Origin of the sequence: Catenulispora sp. EB89, from assembly GCF_041261445.1 — a bacterium.
Taxonomy (GTDB): Bacteria; Actinomycetota; Actinomycetes; order Streptomycetales; family Catenulisporaceae; genus Catenulispora.
This window is the reverse complement of sequence record NZ_JBGCCU010000003.1, coordinates 1-22138: the sequence shown is the minus strand read 5'-3', so window position 1 is coordinate 22138 and position 22138 is coordinate 1. Positions and strand designations below refer to the sequence as shown.

The window sequence follows — 22138 nt, the reverse complement described above, 5'->3', positions numbered from 1 at the left end:
GGCTTTTCCCACGTCAGCGAAGCGTCTACCGAGAAAGACAGTAGGTTGACAGCCATGGACCCCAGTACCGACACCACCGCGCCCACAATGCCGAGGGCCGATCCCGTAACCAGCACCGCCGCCCGCCCGGCGTCGTCCGGTCCCGAGCTCACGGCCGAAGAGCGCACCATGCTCGGCGAGATCGCCACCGTGATGCTGCACCCCACGCTGCCGCCCCAGGCCACTATGCGCCTCCAGCTGACCTACGGCCGCGACCAGAACCCACCGCTGGTCGAGCACTTCAACGCCGGGGAATACCTCGGGGAGCTGCTAGGCGTCGGAGCAGCCGCCATCCTGGCACGCGGCTGGCAGGTCGGCACACCCCTGAACGAGGACGACCACGCCGAGATCGCCTCCGCCGTCGACGACACCTGCACCGGGCTCCTGGCCCAGGACCTGCACCTGGCCCAGGACACCGCCCCGCGCGAACTCGCCCCCGATTTCCTCACCCGCGCCAACATGCTCGCCTCCGGACAGTTCGCGGCAGTCCTGCGCGACCAGGCCGCCTGGGCGCTCCAGTCCGCTGCCGCCTACCTCCGGACCACGGCCGACGACACACAGCTCACCCCCGGGCAATGGGCCACCGCCGCGGTCGACAACCGACACGCCGCCGGTAAGCACGGCAAACCCCTCCCGGGCTGACCAGAACCCGCACACACCCGGGGTGCGCGTCAAAAGGATGACCAAAACCAGCAGCCCCAGAAAGGCGTGCCGTCGGATTCGCCGGTGAAGTCGGTCGCTGAAGAGACGTTCGGGAACTTCAGGGATCAGCATCTGCGGTGCCACCAGGACAGCTCGGGGGCTGTCTGTGGTTCATGATGGGTCCGCCCGCAGCATGGGCAGGTGAACTCGGCCTCCCATGGCTTCCAGCGTCGCCTAGTCCCGTGGACTCGGGCGGACCACACGCTCAGGGCCGTGGCGATGATGCCGGGTATCAGTCGATCGCGTTCCACGGAGCGGATGGCCGCGTTCGCCGATCCAGACAGGGTTGGGACATCGCGGTAGCGCACCCATGGACTGCGCCAGGAGCGCTCGCGCGGTCGGAGTGATGCCGGCGTCTTATGCGGCACGCGCCCTTCGGGCGCGGTTCATAGGCCGCATTCTCCCACGGCCTCATGGCCTGGGTTTCCCGGTCGTACTCAGTGCCCGGGTGGCGCGGTCGGGCGGTCGGGCGGTCGCCTCAGTCTTCCTCGCGCGCGAGCCACCGCTGAATGGTTCGCACGCTCACGCCGTACCGCGGTGCCGGCTCGGCGGCGTCCGGCCTCGGGGATCCTGCGCCGTCGAGCTCCGCAAGGTAGGCGACCAGCGGGGCCGCCTTTCGGTTCGCCTTCTTGGCCACCGGAGCTGGCGTCCCTCGCTTCTTTCTGGGCGTGAGGTCCTTCGCGCTGGCCGGTTTGACGCGCAGCGCTTCCGCTGCGCCGCCATCAGTTGTTCCGCACTTCCGAATTAAGTGCTTCTCCATATAATGCTTCTACGCGTTCGGCGAGAGGCTGGCCGCGTTCGAGTTCGGGTGGGAAGTCCGCCAAGGTGGCGGTCGGCCTCACGCGATCCAGGCCTGCTCAGTGACCTGTAGGTGTGCGAGCGGCGGCCGTCCCGTTCTCGTGGTGGGTCCCTGAGATGGCGTAACGCCGTTCACTCATTCGTGATTAATAACTCTTCGGTCAAGCCTTCCGTGTGCGTTTTGATTCCCATTTTCAGGGCTATGGTTCCACTTTCCCTAGTTCCGCTCATACGTAAAAGTCCGGAGTCTTCCTCGGTGGCCGAAGGGCCTAAAAAGCCGATGAATGGATTCTCGGGTTTAAGGCGTCAGTGTGGAACATGCCGGATCATCTCTGAAGGATTGTGGAGTCATCATGAAAGCTAGCTTGTCTGCTAGATCTCACCGTCACGGGTTCGCCGCCCGGGTCTGTGGGGGTCTGCTCGTGTCGCTGGTGGTCGCCGGGGCGGTGTTCCTTCCAGCCCGGGTGAACGCTGCCACGGCTGTGGGGCTGGGGACTGCGGAGTCTTATGCGGTGCTGGCCGGTCAGGGCGTGACCAATACGGGACCCACCACGATCACCGGGGATTTGGGGGTGAGCCCGGCGGGGCGGGCCTCGGTGACCGGTTTTCCTCCGGGCAGGGTCGCCGGAGCTGTGCATGCGGCCGATGCCGCGGCGCTGCAGGCGCAGTCGGATTTGACCATCGCGTACAACGATGCGGCGGGCCAGCCGTCGAGTGCTGCGGTCGCGGGGAATCTCGGTGGTTTGACGAAGGGGCCGGGCGTCTACACGGCTTCGTCGTCGATCGGGCTCACCGGGACGCTCACGCTTGATGCGCACGGTGATCCCAACGCGGTGTTCATCTTCCAGATCGGGTCGACGCTGACCACGGCCTCGGCCAGCCGGGTGCTGCTGATCAACGGTGCCCAGCCGTGCAATGTCTACTGGCAGGTGGGCAGTTCGGCGACGTTGGGCACGGGCACCACGTTCGTGGGCACCATCTTGGCCCTGACATCGATCTCGGTCACCACCAGCGCGACGATCGACGGCCGTGCCCTGGCCCGGAACGGGTCGGTCACCCTCGACACCAACACCATCACCCGTCCGACCTGCCAGACCGGTGGGACCACCGGCGGCACGACAGGCGGCACGACTGGCGGGACGACCACCGGCGGCACCACGGGTGGCCCGACGACTGGTGGCACGACTGGCGGCACGACGACCGGTGGTACGACCGGCGGCCCGACCACCGGTGGCACGACGGGTGGCCCGACGACTGGCGGCACGACCGGTGGCCCGACCACCGGTGGAACGACTGTGGGCACAACCGGTGGCTCAACCGGTGGCACGACCGGCGGTACCACGGCCGGGACGACCGGAGGCACCACTGGTGGGGTCACCGGCGGAACGACGACCGGCGGGACCACCGGCGGCACGACCGCAGGCACTACCGGCGGCACGACTGGCGGTCCGACCACCGGTGGCACGACCGGCGGCACCACCGGCGGGACGACCGGAGGCACCACCAGTGGGGTCACCGGCGGAACGACGACTGGTGGCACGACTGGCGGCACGACCGCAGGCACTACCGGCGGCACGACTGGCGGTCCGACCACCGGTGGCACGACCGGCGGAACGACTGGTGCTACCACGGCCGGGACGACCGGCGGAACGACCGGCGGCACCACGGCCGGGACGACCGGAGGCGCCACGGGCGGCACCACCGGCGGGACGACCGGCGGGACCACGGCCGGGTCGACCGGAGGCACCACCGGCGGTACCACGGCCGGCACGACCGGCGGCACGACCGCCGCCACCACAGCCGGCCAGTCCGCAGCAGGCGGCAAGGCGCTGGCCCACACCGGCACCGATGTCCTCGTCCTCATTCCACTCAGCGCCCTCGCCCTGATCGGCGGCACGCTGCTGGTCCGCCGTCGGCCGTCACACCGCGCCTGAGGCGATATCGCATGTAAGGCCCGCGCGACTCCCCGGCCCGGCACCCAGAGCCGGGCCGGGGAGTCGCCGCACGGACAAGGAAAGAACCAGTGAACAACATCAGCGCTGCGGCTCACCGCGCCGCCGGCGAAGGAACCGCGCCCCCGCCCGAGCCCGTCGTGCCGTCCGGCGAGGGCCGACAGCTGTCACGACCCGCAGAGCTCATCGTGGCCGGTGCGGTCGCCCTGTGTCTCACGGCCACCATCATCCACGTGGCCTCGGTGTTCCTGTACGTCGCGCCGTCCAACACCGTCTCCCGGCTGTACCAGAGGCAGATCAACACATGGGTCTACCCCTACTTCGAGCAGGATTGGAAGCTGTTCGCCCCGAATCCGCAATCCGCGCGGCAGCAGATCTCGGCGCGCACCTCGATGGCCGCCTCCGACGGAACCTCCCGTCCCGGCGGTTGGGTCGACCTGACAGCTGTCGACGACGCGGCTGTACGGCACGACGTCTTCCCAAGCCACACCGCGCAGAACATGCTGCGCCGGGCTTGGGCCGCCTACGCCGACGCGCAAGGCGCCGACGGCCAGGTCTCGTCCCCGAGGGCCCTCATGCTGCAGGAATACCTCCGCAACATCGCCGTACAGCGCATCACCGCGCACAGCCGCAGCACATTCAGCGCCATTCAACTACGCGTCACCTCGACGCCGATCCCGCCACCGGGCGGCGCCGACCAGGCGGCCGAGCCCGCCCCCAGCATCAGGCTCCTGCCGTGGTGGTCGGTGACGTCACATGAGCACTGACCAGATGAGGCCTTCGACCGGCGACACCACGGCGGCAACGCCCATGAACACGGTGCCCGGCACAGCAGCCGCCACAGCAGCCAGCACAGCAGCCGACGCGGCAGCCCCGGCACCGGACCTGGTCACCAGGGCGTTCACCTTCCTGACCGAACGGCCCGTCTCGCTTCACGCAGCAAGCGTGCTACGCATCGGATACGGCTTGCTGTACCTGGTGTTCCTGCTGCGCGAGTTCCCGAACCGGGACGAGATGTGGGGGCCCGGTTCGCCCTGGACTCCGTCCCTCGCCCGCGAACTCCAAAGGCAAACCGGCTGGCACAGCATCCTGACCCTGTCGGACAGCACCGCCTACTTCCAGACCTGCTATTCGCTGGCACTGGTCACGGCCGCCCTGTTCATGCTCGGCTGGCACACCCGGGCGATCTCGATCCTGTTCGCCATCGTGGTCGCGTCCTTCCACAGCCGCTACCTCTTCATGACGGACGGAGGCGACAACCTCACCGTCCTGATGGTCATGTACCTCACGCTCACCGACTGCGGGCGGCGCTGGTCACTGGACGCCCGTCGGCGGCGGCTCCACACGTTCTCGCCCGTAAGGCGACCACCGGTCACGGCTCGCACAGGTCCTCTGCCCGTAGGACAGCAGGCAGTCCTGGTGCGCAGGCTGCTCGCCACGCTGCTGCACAACTGCGGCATGTTCGTCATCGCCGCCCAGGTCTGCATTCTGTACGGGGCGGCCGGCCTGTACAAGGTGCAGGGAAGCATGTGGCGTGACGGGACCGCGATGCACTACGTCCTGAACCTGGACCTGTTCCAACCCTGGCCCGCACTGTCCCACCTGGCCGACAGCCACCAGGTGTGCGCCGCGATCGCCGGATACGTGACCGTCCTGGTTCAGGTCGCCTTTCCGTTCGCCCTGTTCAGCAGGCTCAAATACGTCCTCCTCGGGGCTCTGCTCAGCATGCACGTCGCGATCGCCGTCCTGCTGGGGCTGCCGGAGTTCTCCGGCGCGATGATCGTCGCAGACGCCGTGTTCCTGCCAGACCGGCTTCTCACGCGTTTCGTGTCAGGGCGTCGCCGTGCCCGGCTGGACAGCACCTCAGAGTCGGCAAGGGCCTTACAGCAGGTCCCTGCCGGTGTACGCTCGGAGGAGTCCCCGACGCCCCGGACCTCGGCGCCGCTAACGGCGCCGCATCGCGTCTGACGGGTGGGCCGCACCTGGCCTGGCGTCGCTGGACGCGTCGCCGCGCACGACTCGAAGGCGCGGAGTCCATGGACGTCCATCAGGCTGATCGGTGCCCGGTCCACACCGTCATCGTCGTACACGGCGAACTCGACCTCTCCACCGCGGGACGACTCGTGGAGGCCCTTCAGCCGTACCTGGTCGACTGCCACGCTGTCGGAATCGGCCTCGACCTGTCCGAGGTGACATTCCTGGACTGCTCGGGGCTACGAGCCCTGCTCTCGATCGGGCGGCGCGCGGCGGACCTGGGCCTCGCGATGTGCCTGGCCGCGGAGTCGCCCGCCGTGGCCAGGCTGCTGGACCTGCTCCGATTACCCCCTGGCTCCGGTTACCTCGCCAAGCCCGCGGGCGCCGCCCTGACCATCGGTCGGGCGTGCGAGGTGCCGGGCCGGCTGCCGCCTTGCTACGCGGGGCGGCGGCTGGCGGCGAGGACGAACGGCAGCCGATCCGCGTGCGCCTTGTGCAGCTCGGCCACGATCTGCGGCCTCACACCGGCTCACCTCACGCCCTGGCAGCCAGCTGCCTGAGCAGCCACGAGCCTGAACGGCGAAGAACCTTGGCGGTGCCGGTGCGGGAAGGTGGTCGACAGTGCGACACCACGAGACACCTGCGGCACTGAGCAAGCGCGCCAAAACCAGAAACGACCTGGCCCTTAAGCGCTTCACCAGCTGCCGAGGGCCAGGTCATTCTGTTATGAAGTGGGGCGTGAGGGACTCGAACCCACGACCAAGGGATTATGAGTCCCCATACCCTCGCGCCACCACAGCGTCCTGACCTGCAACGGAGGCGTCACCAGCCCTGGCTTGGGGCAAGTTTTGCCGCGTATTTGCCGAGGTCCCGTGAGTCGGCGGGGGAGTGCGTCTGTTGCCCCGCAACCTGGTGTTCTCCGGTGACCGCCGTGCCGCGGGGCTCGGGGACGACCGTGGGTGATCTGCTGCGTGGCGGGCAGGAACGTCTGCTAGGTGTCGTCGGGTCGGGACGACGGCGGGATACGGTGTGGGCGCGGCGGACGGATGGTTGAGGCGCCGGCGCGGTGCCCGAGTTGGCGCAGCTCGTCTTGGATCCGGACGGTGCCCCTTCGCGGGTTCTCGGTGGCGGGCCGGGGGATCAACGCGACCGCATCGGCGCCGTCGGTGTCTCCGGCCTGTGGTCGCGAGCGCAGCGACGGATCGGGCGTCCCGAAGCATGAGGCTCTTCGCCGCGCTCCACACCTAAACCGAGGCCGCCGTCCGCCACGGCCGGAACCCCTTTGCCGTCCGGGTCGCCGCGATGCGCGGCGACCCGGACGGCCCGTCTGCCTCTGATCGGCGCCCGCCGGAGGATCGATCGTCAGTAGTTCCGTCGCTGGATGCGCCAGCCCATCTGCGCATCGCCGTACCAGCCTGGATTTGCGTAAACCGGTTTCTCGCCAGTTCCTAGTTTTGCTCCGAGATACTTGGAATTGTCGTCGTTAACGAGGACGATTTTATCGTCATCCTTGAGAACCTGCTTGCTGCCTGAAGTGATACTGCTGATGACGTCAAGGCTGTTGTTGTCGCCGAGGGTGAGGGCGTTGTTGCCGATCTTCACTTTCGGCCAGTGGTAGTTGGTCCTGCCGGCTTGCGCGACGAGTGCCCCACTCACCTCGAGCTTTCCGTCGCCTGCGGGGATCGTGACGTTGGTGGCGTTGACGTTGGTGGCGGAGACGGTGGCGCCGGACACGGTGCCGTTGGTGGTGCTGATGTTGCCGCTGGCGGTGACGGTGCCGTTGGTCGCGGAAACGTTCTTCCCGGACACGGTGCCGTTGGTGGTGCTGATATTGCCGCTGGCGGTGACGGTGCCGCTGGTCGCGGACACATTGGCGCCAGACACGGTGCCGTCGGTGCTGATGCTGCCGACGGCGGTCACGCCGCCATTCGCGGTGAGCAAGCCCTTTACGGTGACGGGGCCGTAGGCGTTGATCTTGGCGCTGTCAACGCCCGCAGTCGTGCTTTCCTCGAGGTCGAGGCGTGCCCCCTTCCTGATCCAGAGGTAGCTGTTCTTCGCTCCTCCTGCAGGTTCGCCGTTGACCTCGATGCTGCCGTTGGCCGTGATCTTGCCGGAGGCGGTGATGCTGGTCGCGACGATGTCGGGGTCCTTCACCTCTACGGAGGTGGTGAGGTAGTAGTCCTGGCCGCCGAACGTGGCTTTGAGGATGAAGTCGGTGTGCTGCTTCAGGGGTTCGTTCGCGGGCGTCGTCCAGCTGCCGCCGCGGACGCTCACCGACGTGTTGACGCCTGCGGCGTTGCGGTAGTACATGGTGTACCTGTTGGGATTGTCTTCGCTGTCGGCGCCTTCCCAATTGAGCTGCGCGGTGGTGTTGTGGCCGATCACCGTGGTCGTGGCTCGGAGGCTGTGGAAGACGAAGGCGTCGTCGCGTTTGGACACCTCGGCGGTGCCGGTCCGGACGGTCCAGTCGTTGCCGGTGCGCGACGTGTCTTCCTGGAACGAGATGGTGACCGGTCCGAGCCCTCTGTTGACCTCGATGGCCCACAGTTCCAGTTTGATCTGCCAGGTTCCGTCGAAGACCGCCACCTCTCCGATGGGTGGTTCGCAGGTGAAGACCACCTCGTTCGGGTTGGTGGTGTTCTTGAAGATGTCCCAGTCGTGTCCGTCGCCGCCGGTGACGGTGAGGTCGTAGCGGATCAGGCCGGGTTCGGCGGTCAGGGCTCCGGCTTGGGCGCCGGTAGGGATCTTGACGATGAACTTGCGGCAGTGCACCGGGTTGGTCGGGCTCACGCTCCCGTCCTCGCTCTTGCCGTAGAGGAAGGTGAGCTTGGCGTACTCGGGCTGGATGAACGTCGACGCCCGGAACGGGCTGGGGTCGGGCGTCATCCTGGGCGGGATCAGCATGGCCGCGGCCGGGGTCGCGGTCGGCTCGGTCGTCATCGGTGCCTCCTTCTCGTCGTCAAGGCGGGGTGCCGGCGCTGGATCACCGGATGGTCATCCGGCTGGTTCCGGCGCGGGCGGCGAGCTGGTCGGTTCCGGCGGCCGTCTGTTCGGACAGTCGGACGGTCTGGTCCAGCGGGGTGCTGATCTCGACCGTGACGGCGACCTCCCAGCTGCCGTCGAAGACCGCGGGCTCCTCGGGGACGAGGTCCAGGACGGTGACGGCGGGATCGGTGGTGTCGGCGTGGATGTGCCAGTTCCTGCCGTGCTCGCCGTCCGGCGGATTCGCCAGCTTGGTCCGCAGGAAGACCGGTTCGTCGCGGGGTATCGCGGCGCCGGCCCGGACGGGGAGGGCGAGGCTGATCTGCGCGCAGCGCACGGGCCAGGCGGTGCGGCCCTCAGGATCCGCGCCCACGGCGAAGTGCACCGTGGTCAGGGGTGTGGCTCCTGACGTCGACGCCGGAGTGACCGTCACCTGGTAGGGCAGCAGCAGCGCGGGCTCGGGGTTGTTCACCGCGTGGCTCCTTTGCCGGAGGGGTCAGCAGGCTGCGACCGGCCGCGCGGGAGGAGCTGCAGGTAGCCGGCGCGGGCCGCCGGAACGGGGGCGTCCGGGTGGGACAGGTCGTCGGCGAGCTGGATGACCAGTTCGTCCCAGTCGGGAAGGTCGCTGCCGTCGACGGCGACCGGCTCGGCCCAGGTCCATTGGCCGTGCCAGGCCGCGGGACGGGGCATGACCAGCCCCGGTTCCGGCAGCGGGGCGCCGTCGCGGGCTTCGTCTTCTTCCCCGGTGTCGACGTAGCCCGGGGCCAGCAGGGGGTTGAGTCGGAATGAGGCGCGGATCCGGGCCATTGCCTGGTGCGTGGTGTCGGCGTCCAGGCGCAGCTCCGTCACCGGCAGGATGTCCGTGGTCGCGTGCACCGCCGTGTGCGGGCAGACCAGCAGCGTCAGACGGTGCGTGACGGGGCGGTCGTCGGGGCGGGCCGGCAGGACGAGTTCGCCGCCGATCGGCGCCGTGTAGGGGCTGCGGCTGGACGGCCACACCGCGCGCAGTGTGTCGTAGCGTATTGATTCCCCCGGCGCGGGCCCGGCGAAGTAGCCGACCAGGCCGTCGGAGATCCGGTCGGGGTCGCCGAGTTTGACGGTCCATCCGTAGTCGGGGTAGACGGCGTCGTCCTCGGTCGCTTCCAGGATGGTGTCCCAGCCGGGGTCGGTGAGCGGCCGGCCTTGGAGGTCGATGCCCAGGTCGGCGCGGACCAGGGCGACGGGGCGGCCGATGAGGCGGGCGATCGAGCGGTCCTCGGCGGGCGCGGGCTCGTCGATGTGGTCGAAGGCCTCGTCGATGCTCTCCATCAGGGCACTGAGAGCTGCCGGACCCGGGCCGGGAGCTGCGGGGCCGTCGCCGACAAGCCCGAGGGCGAAGCCGGCGATGTCGGGGTAGGCGTTGCGGAACGCGGTGTCGCCGGGATGCCGGAACGGCGCGTGCGGCAGCGGGTTCCAGGCGATGATCTCAGTGTTCGAGGAGTTCCGGACCACCCGCAGCTCACCGAGCGGGCTGCCGTCGGGGGCGTAGACGAGCAGGGTCTGGTCGAGGTCGTTGACCAGCAGCCAGCCCGCGACCGGGGTGTCTGCCAACAACGCCGTCGTGGACAACACCCCGTCGCCGCTTTGGCGGACCGCGTCCAGGCGCACCCGGGCCGGGGACAACAGCCGCGGCGGCACCTGGACGAAGCGCTGCCGTCCGGGAGCGTCCGGGAACAGATCGGCGTCCGGGGTGACGCTGTCGGCGCGGATGAGGGGGAACTGGATCGGCTGGGTCTGCTCCGGGTGCACCAGGCGCAGCTCCCGGCCGAACCGGTCGATGACCGTCAGCTCGAGGAAGTAGAACTGTCCGGCACGCACCGGCTGGAAGCGCTGTTGGCGCCGGTCTTCGGCGCCGTCGGGGACGTGGTTGGTCTCCCCGGCCGCGGCGAGGATGCCGGGATCGGTCGCGACCTGGGCCATGCCGTCGAACTGGATGAGCCAGTCGTTGAAGCCGTCCAGGGTCTGCGACAGGATGTCGAGGTCGCCCAGCTCGCTGCGCAGAATGTCGAGCCGGCTGGCGACTTCCGCCGGCGCGTACTGGGCTTGGCGTCTGGCTTGCTCGCGCAGTACGTACTGTGTGGTGGGAGTGATGAACGCCCTGTTGCCGAACGCGGTCCAGCGCCTCTCGCCCTCGCCGTCACCCTGCGCGGCGCCGTCGCCGCTCCACCGGTAGCGGCGCTCGTCACCGTCGAAACCCCAGTACGGGGCGCCGCTGTCGTCCGCATAGGGCGTCGCGCAGTACTTGGCCTCCCACTGGATGTAGAGCGGGAGCCACGGCTGCCGCCACACCCGGGTGTACTCCGGCCAAGGGCCGGTGCTGTTCGCGCCCGGCTCGGCGACGATCACGTGCAGCGCCCTCTTTTCGGGATCCGATCCGCTCGCGGGAGTACAGAACGCCTGATGGAAGAGAGCGAACTCGGCTATCAGGGCTTTGCAAACCTCCGGTATGGAGGCGGTCATGTTCGGCGGGAGCAGCGGCGTGGCCGACGGCCTGACGGGCGTGCCGTTGATGCGGACTTCGGTCAGCAGCTGCGACGCGACCCGGCACGGCAGCGGATCGTCGTCGTCGCGGGTCAGCGGTCGGCCGTTGCCGAGGCCTGACAAAGCGATGACGGGGTCGGCGGGCCGGTAGAACGTCTGCCGAACCGAGCGTTTGAGCTCCAACTCGGCCGGCAGGCCTTCACGCACGGCGTGTTGCTCGACGGCTCGCTGGAACGCCTCGGGGTTGCTGCCCTGGGGGATGCGGCCGCGCAGCGTTGTGAGCTTGGCCTGCCCGGCGGCCACCGTGGCGGTGACTTCGCGGATCTGGGCGTCCCATTCGGCTTTGACGAAGGGGAATTCGTGCGGACGTCGGATCTCGGGCAGGTTGCTCATCCACCACAGGCTCCACAGTCGCCACTGGTCGCTGGTCACGCGTGGCAGTTCCGCGTCGTACTCGGCCTGATCGGCGTTGAGATCGTCCAGCCAGGCCGGCTGTTCCGGAGGGGGCGCCTGCGGATCGGCGCCGTCGTGCGGCCGGTTGACGACGTGCCAGGTGTAGCCGCCGTCGTGGCCGCTGAACCAGGAGCGGCGGGTGATCTCGTCGGAGGAGACCCGGCCGTCCGGGTCGTCCAGGACTTCGGGACTGCCGTTGAACAGGGCCCTGACGAGATCGCCGTCCCGGCGCGATGCCTGGCGGCTGACCAGGGCAGAGGCGGCGTCGGCGGTGCTGTGGCCGATGGCGACTTTGGGGTCCAGGCCATCGCGGTCCGACTCCGGGTGTCCGCCCCCGCGGTTCCAGGGGATGCCCAGGGACGTGCCCGCGTACCGGGTGCGCACCAGGCCGTCTGTCGAGGTGTCGTCGGGGAGCAGCCAGCCCAGCGCCGAGGCGATGTTCGCCGGGGTCGGGTCGACGCCGGGCGGGAGCAGGTCAGGGATCTGACGGGCCCGGTTGAGGATGTCGGCGCCGTCTTCGCTGTACCAGCCGATCACGCAGTAGCTGACGGTGGCCGGCGGGGGATAGTTGTCGTTCCCCTTGAGGTCTTCGAGCGTGTCGTGGAAGCAGAATACGTTCATGTGGTACGTGGCGAACGCGGCGAAGGCCGGTAGACCGTTGCCGATCGCGGTGAGGAACGGTTCGCGGCGTTTCGGCTCAGTCCACGGCCCGGCGGTGAGCGGATGGACGCGGCCGATGTAGTCCAGTTTCGGGGCTTCTCGCGGTGCGGTCGGGTCCAGGAACGGTGTGTTCGCCTTCGGCCCGCCGGGCCCGTCGGCGTACTGGAGATAGTCGCTGTGGACCAGGAATCCGGCCACCTTCCGTTCCTTGGTGCTCTCGATGTCGGCGTACCGGACGACCAGCCAGCGATTGGGAACCAGCGGGAACTCGCTGATGCCGGTCTCCGGATCGATACGTCCGGCGGTCAGCGCCTCAGGGAGCTGCCATTGGACGTGGACGCCTTCCGCCGGGCTGCCCTCGGAGTGCTGCACGGTCGGCTCGGCGCTCGTCTTGTAGTCGGGCTTGAGCATCATGCTGTACTGGGGCGTCCAGCGCTTGAACTCGTCGGCCGTGTTCACGGCCCTGGTGACCAGGAGCGAGTGGATCTCGATCGGCACGATCACATCGGTGTCGCTCATGCTGACTCCTCGGCGTCCATACGGTCGGGGGTGGTGATGCGTTGCTCGATCGGCGCCTGGATGAGCTGCAGGGCGAACGCGCCCGGCGAGAGGTCGGTTTGGCCGAGGTCCGTGGCCAGCGCACCGACCAGCCCGCCCCCGTCGCGCAGGTTCAGGACGTCGGCGGTCGCTCCTGGACGGGCACCGCGCAGAAATCTGGTGAAGATGTCGCCGGTCGCCGGGAAGTCGTATCCGAGTGAGAAGCCCAGGTTCTTGCCGGGGGTCAGATCACGGGGGTTGAGCTTCGCGGTGCGGGAGAGGCCGAAGTGGATGCCCTGGCCGGGCTCGCGGATCACGATCTCGTCGGGGACGTCGTCGAACAGGATGAGCACCGTGTCCGGGGCCGGGTGGTCACGTCGCAACTCGTTGACGGGTTCGTCGTCCTTGGTGGCGACGAGATCGAACACCGGCCAGGCCGGCACCAGATCGGAGCGGATCAGCAGACCGGCGACCGGGTCCACCGTTGTGCGGGCGCCGGCCACGCTGGCGGTCAGGACGCTGTCCACATCCGCGTCCAGCGAGGTGTGGACACCGACGTCGAGGGCTCCGTTGATCAGTGCCCGGATCCAGCCCTGGTCGATGCGGAACATCCGCAGCGACTCGGCGGGCAGCATCCCCGGGTGCGGCACCAGATAGCAGAAGGGGACGTTGTTCAGCAGGGCGAGTTCGTCGATCCAGTGCGGCACGTCCTGGGTGCGCAGATCCGCGGTGCTTCGCAGAACGGATTGGCGCCGGGAATCGGCCAGCAGTCCGCGTGCCGTGGCTCGGCTGAGGCGGGAGCGTCGTGAGGCGGGCGCGGCCTCGGCCTCGGGAACGAGTGGAGCGGCCAGGGCCTCGCACAGGGAGCGGCCGAAGCCCGGCGCGGCGAGCTCGCGGAGGGTCTGCCCGTCCACAGCCTCGGGATCGGCCGATGAGAGCCCCGCGTCGCTGCCCATCGCCATCATCCGGACCGCCTTGTTCGCCAGTTCCCGACGGGCCCGCGTCACTTCGGCGGAGTAGTCCGGGTCGCTCAGGGCGAGGGTGCGGCCCAGCGTCCACGCGGCCGCGTAGGAGACGTCGAACAGGCCGTGTTCGGGTTCGTAGATGAGGGCGTGGTCAGCTGTCGTGTACGCCTTGGCGGCCTGGCCGGATTCGGGTTCGAGTTCGACGATCGCGGGGACGTCCGGTGCGGTGACCGGCGTGAACGGTCCGCGATACCAGCCGTAGGTGGATTCGCCCGACAGGACGCGGTAGGGCACGGCCGCGTACCCGCGACCGAGGCGATCCCTGGTGTATTGCACGGCGGCGGCGTCCGCGACGCCGGGGTCGGCTGCCGCCCTCGCAGAGGGCGGATACAGGCGTAGCGCCAGGTTCTCCGGATCGGCGCGGCCTGGTCTGACCAGTTCGGTGAGCAGGCTCGCCGCGTCGAGGTGGCCCGCGGGGTTGTTGGTGAAGCCCCAGGATCGCAGGACGCACAGACGCACCGCGTTGTACCCGTCCAGTTGCCCCGGGCCCAGTCGGCCGATAAAGCCTTCAAGGGACACCAGGTGCGCGGCGTGGGCGCCTTCGTCGCGGGGGAATCTGTTCGCGGCCAGCACCGCGTATTCGCCCTCGGTCAGGATCTCGCCGTCGTCGCGGAGCTGCTGAGCGGTGACGACATCGCGGACGTGCGCGAGGTAGTGCAGCTCGTTCTCGCGCGGCACCACGGCGGTGAACAGGTCCGCCGGGACGTCGATCGTCTGACACCGGCTGGCCTCGACAGTCGGGTCGATGCCCTGGTCGGACAGAGCGGGGCCGAGGATACCGGTGCCTGGCCGGCGAAGTTCGGCGACCGTCCGGGTGGTGCTCTGCCCGGTCGCCTCGGGGTCGTCGGGGATCTCGCCCTCGCCGAACACCAGAAGCGCCAGCCATGGCGGCCTGCCCAGATCAGCGCGCGTCGCCAGCAGCTCCCGCTCCCAGGGCAGGTGCGGACGGTTCAGCGTGATGTGCGGCAGGACGCTACCGTAGGCACCGCTCGCGCCCTCGGCCGGGTAGAACGCGTGGACCGAGGACTCGTCCAGGACGAAGCGCGCGGCCCGGATCTCGAACCTCTGTTCGGCGATCGGCAGCTTGTCATTCCCAGTGCCGTCGACCGGCACGCCGTCGTCGGTCAGGGTGTGTTCGGCCCGGACGGTGTAGACGGCGGCCGTCGCCTTCGGCTGGATGCTGTCCAGGAACGTGATGTTCAGGTCGGGCTCGGTCGTCGGCATCGGGTCACCTCGCTGCGGTGGTCATGGGCGGATGGGTGAACGTCGAGTCGGCGACCCGCGCGTAGCCGGTCAGCCGGCCGTCGCTGTCCGGGGCCAGGCCGAAGGCGGCCAGCGCGGCGTGGACATCGGTGCGCAGATCGGCCGTTCCGCGGGCGCCGATGCCCGTCGAGGTGTCGGTGATCGCGGCGATGCTCCTGTCGTTCTCCCTCGGGGCCGGCCCCGCCACGGCGTCGTCGCGCAGCGGTATCCCGGACGGGGCGAGGCGGGTGGCCTTGAGGGCCTCGGAGGTCACCGGGCCGAGCCGCCCGTACCTGGTCGGCGCCGGGATCTCGAAGCGGACGCCGACCAGGGCGGAGACGACGCCGTCCTCGGTCAGGGCGGCTCCGGGCCGGGCCAGGGGCTTGCCCCACAGGGCCCGCGGCAGATCGCGGACAACCGGCTCGATCTTCCAGCCCGCGTCCTTGGCATCGAAGTCAGGGTCGTCGAAGCGCGAGATGACGACCTTGTGCTCGGCGACCAGCCCGGTACGTCGCATGGGCCTGATGTCAACCGGGTCCGCGGTACCCCCTTCGACGACTTTGCCGTCGACGGTGATGCGGGAGGCGGGCAGTGCGGCCTCGGTGCTGAACGTGAAGCCGACCATGGAGACCAGTAGAGGCTCCTCGGCGGTGGCGCGTGCCGCGGTCTCCTCGGGGTCGACGTCGACGAGCAGGCCGCGCTGCGGCACGATCGCCAGTGGGGCCGGGAGCTGCACGCGGAACTCGTCCCAGCCGATCTCCGGCGCGGCGTCGCGGCCGGAGCCGAAGCTGATGGTGAATGAGATGAACCAGACCTTCACCTTGACCCAGCCGCCGATCGGCGGTCCCCACAGCTCCAGTTCGACCCCGACGGACAGCGATACCCGGACTCTGATGAACCACACCTTGACGGTGGCGGCGACCCCGATGCTCATGCCCATCGACAGCTCGAAGTAGAAGGGCTTCCACTGCACCAGCACGTCCAGCCAGGCGGTGAACCAGGCCTGGAGCTGAATGCCGTGACCTTGGTCGTAAGTGGCCGACACCTCGCCGCCGGCCATGAACGCCCCGTCGGTCAGGGCCGCGTACACCTGGCCCCGGATCATCACGGGGCCGCGCGCCCACTGCCATGCGACGCGCGGCGGCGTCGGGTAGTACTTGGGCACCGGGAAGTTCTTGTGGTAGCCGCCGAGCGTGAAGACGAACCCCTTGCCGCCGCCTTCGGCCACCCGGTTCTCGCCCCAGATGTACAGGGACAGGCCGCCGGACAGCTCGGCCGCCGGGTCCAGGACGTAGGAGCCGGGGGCGAGGACGACGTCCATGGAGAACAGCTCCTGCGCGCCCTGGTAGCCGATGGCCAGGTCCGCGACGATCCGGGCCAGCGGGGCTTTGACGGCCTTGCTGCGCGGCAGGTCTATCGTGGCCCGGCCCAGCAGCATGACGCTCCAGGTCTGGCCGCCCTCAACCAACAGCAGGACCCTGGCTTGCAGGAACCGGAACGAGGTGAACTCCAGCCCGCCCGCGCCCCAGTACTGGCCGGCCTTCGGGGTGATCCAGCCGCCCTCGCCCGCGAGGTCCTCCAGGACTCGCTCCGGGGACGTCTCCGGCCCGCCGGCCAGCCGCTGGACGAGGGGGAAGGTGCCGACGTCGTCGATGGTCGGCATCCGGACGGTGCTGTTGACGCCGAAGCCCAGGGAGATCGCGACGACCGTGAACGGCGGCGGCCCGAACAGGCCGCCCTCCCCGGTCGCGGCGATCTCGCCGAACAGGAACATCGACGACCAGCCGTCCAGGGACTTCGCGTAGGAGCCCATGGCCTGCAGGGCGAAGAAGCCGGTCTCCGCGGCGATGAGCCCGGTGATCTGCTCTTTGAAGCCGGGCGTGACCTCCGATCCCGTGCGGCGCTCCAGCATGCCGGAGATCTTCAGCGGTGGCTTGTCCAGCACCACCCCCGCACCGCGCAGGGCGTAGGAGACCGTGAAGTCGGTACTGAGGCCGATCCCAAGCCCGAACAGAGCCAACTGCACCGGGCCGACGGTGAGGATCGCGTCGAAGGACACGAACAGGCTGCCGTTCTTGTAGCTCAAGCCTGCGCTGCGGAAACGCACCGGCCCGAAGACCTTGTCGATCTCCCCGGACGGGGACTCCCCGGCCCGGCGCTCGCGAGCGAGGATGACGGACTGTCCGGAGGCCGGAGCCTGACCCGGGTTGCCCAAGCGGAGAACCAGCGGCGGCAGCTCCTCCCCGTCGGCCGTGATGATCGCCCAAGCCAGGGCTCCGCGGATGAGCTCTTCGTTCAGGAAGCGCGGCAGCTGCCGGGGGTCGGCGGCGTCGACGTCCTCGAGCACTGCGTTGACCGCTTCGACTCGGGACACATTCCAAACAGCCGAGGCGTAGGCGAAGTGAACGCCGGTCAACACGACGTCATGGTCGATGGTGATGGATTCCCCGACCAGCGGGAGATCCGAAGCCCGGGCTTGGACCCGGCCGCGGGCGGCCACCGCGTAGCGGCGGGGCGCGTTCGCAGTGGCGTCGACCGGTTCGGTGGCCAGTACCCAGCCCAGGTGCTCGGTCGTCGCGGTGACGACCATCAGGGCATTGCCGAAGTCGTAGTGCAGCGCCGCCTGGAACAGCTGCGGCGTCAGCGTCTCGGGCAACGCCGACAGGTCAAGGCCCACGCACTGTGCGAGATCCTTCGCCGAGACGCCGTCCTCGTCCTCCCACACGGCGGTCACGGCCACCGGCCACGGCGGTCCCGGAACCTCGGGGACGGCGAACAGCATCGACGCGCCACCGGGGAGGTCGAACGCCATGGCCGGGAACTTCGGCACGACGCGGCTGCTGCCGCCGCCGGTGCTCGGCAGCGTGAAGTCGAAGCCCAGGCCGGGTAGCTTGACCTTGAACCCTCCGAGGTCGAACTCGCCGGCGAAGGTGAAGCCCGCCTTGTCACCCGGGCCGCCTCCTCCCCCGGAGCCTCGCGACCAGGACACCCCGAAGCCCGCCAGGTTCAGGGGACCCAGCGGGATCCCTGGGAAGTTCGGGAGCCATGATGTGTCCGACGGCATCCCCGGAGCTTGCAGGCGAACCATCCAGACTCGCGGGCCCGCGGACGGGAGCACGAACGCGGCACCGGCCCACAGCCCGGCCTCCAGATCGTGATCCGGCATCAGCGGCCAGTCGCCCGCGTCCTCGCGGCCGGCCACCGCAGCAGCCACGGCGGCATTGAGCGCGGCACTCTGCTCTGCAGTGAGGACACCGCGGCCGATCACCGCGAGCTGCGCGCCACGAACACCGATCGCCTCGCCACCTAGGAGCTTGTCGCCGATGTACGGGAGCTCGGGCAGGTATGCGGCGGTGTCCTTGATACCGATGAGGGCAGCCAGCGGCACGGCCGCCGTCGGCCTGGCGAACGCGAGCCGGAGGTGATCGGTCTGCGCGGTGATCGCCACGCTGCCGACGGTCAGATCGTAGTGTGCCGTGAGCTCCGCGAGATCGGCGATGAAGGCCAGCGGCGCCTCGGCCAGATCCAGCGCCCAGGCCGCCGCAGCCGCCACGAGCTCGATGACACCCTCGATCCGCGCCGTCACCCCGGTCACGATCGCGTTCGCGTCCGTTGAGTCCGCCAGGAACTCCAGGACCACTTCCAGGTTGTGCGCGCCGAGTACCCTCTCGCCGATCACGGTGAGGCGTTCACGGACGACATCGGTGACGCGCAGGGCGAGCTCCTTGCCGGATCCCAGCAGGTCGTAGAGCTCGGCAAGATCCCACCGGTCCGAGGACAGAACGTAGTCGGCCCCTGGGACGGGGAATCCAGCGAGCAGCTCTGACACAGTCACCGACATGAGCGATCCCCCAGGTGGCAAGCAGGAGTGAATCAGAGTACGAACTTACTATCCATACTCTCAATCTCGGGCGATCCCGTCACGAGGGACAAATCATGATTCCCGCGTTCGGGTGACATTTCCGAAAGAACCTTGACTGGAGCTCCAAGACGGCGCCTCGCCAACTCGCCACGGCCGTACCGCGCGGCGAATCAGTACCCCTGCACTGCTGACTGCACCGCACTCTTGTCGACGTGCAGGAAATCGATGGCCAAGATCGTCGCGGCCCTGGAGCGTTGGAACGTCCGTCAGGTGTCGTCGGGTCGGGACGACGGCGGGATACGGTGTGCGCGCGAATCCGACGGATGGTTGAGGCGCCGGCGCGGTGCCCGAGTTGGCGCAGTTTCCGTCGCCTCGCTGTCCCCTTCTTGGCGTCGTGTGCGCCATGGTTCTTACCGAAGCCCGCGAATTTCCGGCACCTGGCGCGGTAAGGCGTGGCGGGCCCGATGACGCAGATGTGCTGTCGGCCGCGCTGGCCGGGCAGTGTGGGCGAAGCGCCCTGGAGATCGGCGGAGGCAGCGATGACGGTTGAGGTGGCGGGCGCGTTCACGGGCAGGACAGCTCTGGTGACGGGTGCCGGACGAGGAATCGGCCGTGCGGTGGCGCTCGGCCTTGCGGATACCGGCGCCGATCTGATTCTGCTTGCCCGGTCCGCACAGCAGCTCCAGGCCACGCGCACGGCGCTGGCCGAGCGCGGTGCCGGGCGCGGCCGGGTCACGGTGATTGTGGCGGATCTGGGAGACCAGGAGCAGCGCGCACAGGCGGTCGCCGTGGCTCTTGCCCGTGGCCAGGTGCAGATCCTGGTCAACAACGCCGCGACGGTGGAGCCGCTGGGAGCGACGGCCGAGGTTCCGGCATCCGATCTGCGGTGGGCGTTCGAGGTCAACGTCATCGCGCCGGTCGCTCTGGCCACCGCGGTGCTGCCGGGGATGATCGATGCGGGCTGGGGTCGGATCGTGAACGTCTCGAGCGGGATTGTCGCCCACCCGGAGGCGATGGTGCGGGGCAACGCGTATGCCGCGACGAAGGCGGCGCTGGAGGCGCACACCCTGAATCTCGCCGCCGAGCTGCACGGGACAGGGGTGACGGCGAACGTGTACCGGCCGGGCCGGGTGGATACGGCGATGCAGGAGTGGATCCGCGGGCAGGATCCGGAGCGGATCGGTGCGGACCTGCACGAGCGGTTCACCTGCTTCGCCACGTCAGACGAGCTGATCACGCCTGAGCGTACGGCGGCCTCACTGCTCGCCCGGCTCGGCGGGGTGCAGAACGGCGCGGTCTGGGATGTCGACGACACCGGCGGCGCTATGGACGGGTGACGGTCGCGAGCAGGCCGTCGAAGTCGTCTGCATACAGGCCACGCCACCGCGTGCGCGGCCGGACCTGGACACTCGTCGGCAGGGGGCGTGCCGGTACTGGGCGGCGTCGGGAAGCAGACGCCGCCAGCCTCAGACCCCGGCCGTGACCGCTTCCAGCAAGCCCTGGAAATCTTCGCCGCACGGGCCGCACGCGGCCAGGTGCGCGGCGATGCCAGGGTACTTCCGGACGGCGTCCGGGTCCGTCTCGATGAGTTCGACGTACACGTGCAGCAACGCCATGGCCTGTTCGCACCCGACGTCCGCCGGATCCGTGGCGAGCACACGCTCGAGCTGTTCACGGTGATTCACTGCCCTGGCCTCCTCTCGTCCAGATATCCGTTCGCGACCAGGAACACCCGGATCTTACGGCGAGCGTCGAAAACGGCCTTGTAGACCGCGTTCCGGTTCAGACCCAGCTGGCTCACCACCGCGTCCAGCGGCACCCCGTTGACCACGATCGCGGTGAACAGGCGCCGCTGGTGGTCGGTCAGCGTCTCCTCGACGGCCCGCTGCACGGCCTTCACCAAGTCGGCCCGCTCGGCGTGTTCGCCGGGATCGACGCCGAACGCGTCCGGCAGCCGTTCCCAGTCCTCAGTCTCGAGCACCGTGGTGGGATGCCGGTGCCAGTAGTGCCGCCCCAACTTGCTGGACACCTCCAGCACCACGAACTTGTACGCCCAGGTCGTGAAACGGCTTTCGCCACGGAAGGTGTCCAGCTTGTCCAGGATCGCCAGCATCGCATCCGCAGCACACTGATGCGCCACGTCGTCAAGCTCCACGCCGACCACCGCGGATGAGGCCGCCCGGCGGTGCAACTCGTGGACCGCGACACGGATCAGAAGCCCATGCAACCGGACCAGGCCCGCCTCGCGATCCGGTCCGGCCGCGGTCAACACGCTGATCCACTCGGCGGACGCCGGGTCGAGTATCGGTGCATCGCCTTCGTGCAGGGTCACGCAGTCACATTATCCGCCCCGGTGCGCGCCGGGACGCGGCGCCTATTTGACCGCGATCACCTCGACCGGCCGGATGGACGGTTCGGCGGCCAGCAGGTCCGGCGCGACCGCGGCAAGCGCCGCGGGGATCTCGCCGGCCAGATGCGCGTCGCGTGCGTCTTCGGTCTGGAAGGTGTCGAAGACGCCGTAGTGGGTCTGGTCGATCCGGAACGCGTACCACGTCACAGTCCCCTGCTCGGCGAGCGCGAGTTCGCGTCCCGCGCGCAGAAACGCGCCCAGTTCGTCGCCCTTGTCCGCCTTGGCCTCGAGCGTAGCGAGGAATCCGAGCTTCACGGTCATGACCGTTCTCCCTTGTTCGTGTCCGAGGGCGTCGCTCGTCGGTGCGCGCCGCCTCACGTCGTATGAGCGGCACGTCGTCCCGCTGGTCTTACCTAGGATCCGGCCTCGGCCTCGTCGTTGCGCGGGAGGCGCGCGGTCCTGATGGCGGCTCAGGTATTACGAAGTTGTGACGTGTTGCCGGGGGCGGGGGGTCGGGGGTAAGACCGGGCGGCGGACGGCCGCAGAAGGGGTGCCCCACCGCCCGAACGGGGGCGTCACCTGGAAGCTGGCCGTCGCCACCGGTGCGGCCGTCGCAGTCTCCGCGCCGGTCCCGGCCCTGGCACGTGCTTCCGGGCCGCGGACTAGTTGCTGAGGTCCACCATGCATCCGGTGAACCAATCGATGTCGGACTGCGTTTCACCGGTCGCAGTCCCCTACTTCGCCGGGAGCTGGCGCGGTGTTCCCAACGAAATGAGTACGTATGTTGCGAAGCCTGTCGCAGTCCAGCGTGCCGTGTCTTCCACGCCTCGGGACGCCGCCCGCCCTTCAGAGTCCCCGCGCAGGGTGATTTATCCGGCCCGGCCGCTCCCCGGCCACCGGTCGCCATCGGTCCGTGAAGACGGAGGCCTCACGGGCCTGCATCGAACCATCGAAAGACATCCCTGTAGCTAGCCCTGTCAAGTAGTGAGAGGTTCGCCATGTTTTGCCCAGGCTGTGGCCTCGTTGTAGAGGCTGCCGGTTT

General features: G+C 69.0%; 14 protein-coding genes and 1 tRNA gene. 6 read left to right on the top strand and 9 right to left on the bottom strand.

Features of this window, described 5'->3' with window-relative positions; genetic code table 11:
- The first annotated feature begins 54 nt into the window (after positions 1–54).
- The 5 genes from ABH920_RS06975 (at position 55) to ABH920_RS06955 (ending at position 6025) form a co-directional block, all read left to right on the top strand.
- Entirely contained in the window at positions 55–681 is a 627-nt protein-coding gene (locus ABH920_RS06975) for a hypothetical protein (protein ID WP_370348029.1), read from the top strand.
- Between the two features lie 1280 nt (positions 682–1961).
- Positions 1962–3473 carry an ice-binding family protein gene (locus ABH920_RS06970; protein WP_370348028.1) on the top strand — a complete coding sequence of 504 codons (1512 nt, stop codon included), beginning with the start codon at positions 1962–1964 and terminating at the stop codon, positions 3471–3473.
- Positions 3474–3562: 89 nt separating this feature from the next.
- A complete protein-coding gene (locus ABH920_RS06965) occupies positions 3563–4258 on the top strand; it encodes a DUF5819 family protein (protein ID WP_370348027.1) in 696 nt (231 codons plus the stop codon).
- Positions 4248–5459 (top strand): HTTM domain-containing protein, encoded by a 1212-nt coding sequence (locus ABH920_RS06960; protein WP_370348026.1) that lies wholly within the window; start codon positions 4248–4250, stop codon positions 5457–5459. Before ABH920_RS06965 ends, ABH920_RS06960 begins: the two co-directional genes overlap by 11 nt.
- 68 nt (positions 5460–5527) lie before the next feature.
- Entirely contained in the window at positions 5528–6025 is a 498-nt protein-coding gene (locus ABH920_RS06955; protein ID WP_370348025.1) for an STAS domain-containing protein, read from the top strand.
- 172 nt (positions 6026–6197) lie between these two features.
- Here ABH920_RS06955 and ABH920_RS06950 read toward each other — a convergent pair.
- The 6 genes from ABH920_RS06950 to ABH920_RS06925 all read right to left on the bottom strand — a co-directional run bounded on the left by ABH920_RS06950 (position 6198) and on the right by ABH920_RS06925 (position 18725).
- Positions 6198–6254: transfer RNA gene (locus tag ABH920_RS06950), tRNA-Ser, on the bottom strand.
- A gap of 573 nt (positions 6255–6827) precedes the next feature.
- Positions 6828–8405 (bottom strand): hypothetical protein, encoded by a 1578-nt coding sequence (locus tag ABH920_RS06945; protein WP_370348024.1) that lies wholly within the window; start codon positions 8403–8405, stop codon positions 6828–6830.
- Between the two features lie 43 nt (positions 8406–8448).
- Positions 8449–8919: a hypothetical protein gene (locus tag ABH920_RS06940; protein ID WP_370348023.1), complete on the bottom strand. Its 471-nt coding sequence runs from the start codon at positions 8917–8919 to the stop codon at positions 8449–8451.
- The gene (locus ABH920_RS06935; protein ID WP_370348022.1) at positions 8916–12599 is read right to left on the bottom strand and encodes a hypothetical protein; all 3684 of its coding nucleotides are present in this window, start codon (positions 12597–12599) and stop codon (positions 8916–8918) included. The genes ABH920_RS06940 and ABH920_RS06935 overlap by 4 nt, the downstream gene beginning before the upstream one ends.
- Entirely contained in the window at positions 12596–14866 is a 2271-nt protein-coding gene (locus ABH920_RS06930; protein ID WP_370348021.1) for a hypothetical protein, read from the bottom strand. Before ABH920_RS06930 ends, ABH920_RS06935 begins: the two co-directional genes overlap by 4 nt.
- Positions 14867–14870: 4 nt before the next feature.
- The gene (locus ABH920_RS06925) at positions 14871–18725 is read right to left on the bottom strand and encodes a DUF6603 domain-containing protein (protein ID WP_370348020.1); all 3855 of its coding nucleotides are present in this window, start codon (positions 18723–18725) and stop codon (positions 14871–14873) included.
- A gap of 560 nt (positions 18726–19285) precedes the next feature.
- Here ABH920_RS06925 and ABH920_RS06920 point away from each other — a divergent pair.
- The gene (locus ABH920_RS06920; RefSeq protein ID WP_370348019.1) at positions 19286–20083 is read left to right on the top strand and encodes an SDR family NAD(P)-dependent oxidoreductase; all 798 of its coding nucleotides are present in this window, start codon (positions 19286–19288) and stop codon (positions 20081–20083) included.
- 129 nt (positions 20084–20212) lie between these two features.
- Here the strand turns inward: ABH920_RS06920 and ABH920_RS06915 are convergent, their stop codons facing one another.
- Genes ABH920_RS06915 through ABH920_RS06905 form a run of 3 tightly spaced genes read right to left on the bottom strand, consistent with a single transcriptional unit; the run spans position 20213 to position 21417 of the window.
- Positions 20213–20431, bottom strand: a complete 219-nt coding sequence (locus ABH920_RS06915; protein ID WP_370348018.1) for a hypothetical protein — start codon at positions 20429–20431, stop codon at positions 20213–20215.
- A complete protein-coding gene (locus ABH920_RS06910; RefSeq protein WP_370348017.1) occupies positions 20428–21078 on the bottom strand; it encodes a sigma-70 family RNA polymerase sigma factor in 651 nt (216 codons plus the stop codon). The genes ABH920_RS06915 and ABH920_RS06910 overlap by 4 nt, the downstream gene beginning before the upstream one ends.
- Positions 21079–21120: 42 nt before the next feature.
- A complete protein-coding gene (locus ABH920_RS06905) occupies positions 21121–21417 on the bottom strand; it encodes a putative quinol monooxygenase (protein ID WP_370348016.1) in 297 nt (98 codons plus the stop codon).
- Between the last annotated feature and the right edge of the window lie 721 nt (positions 21418–22138).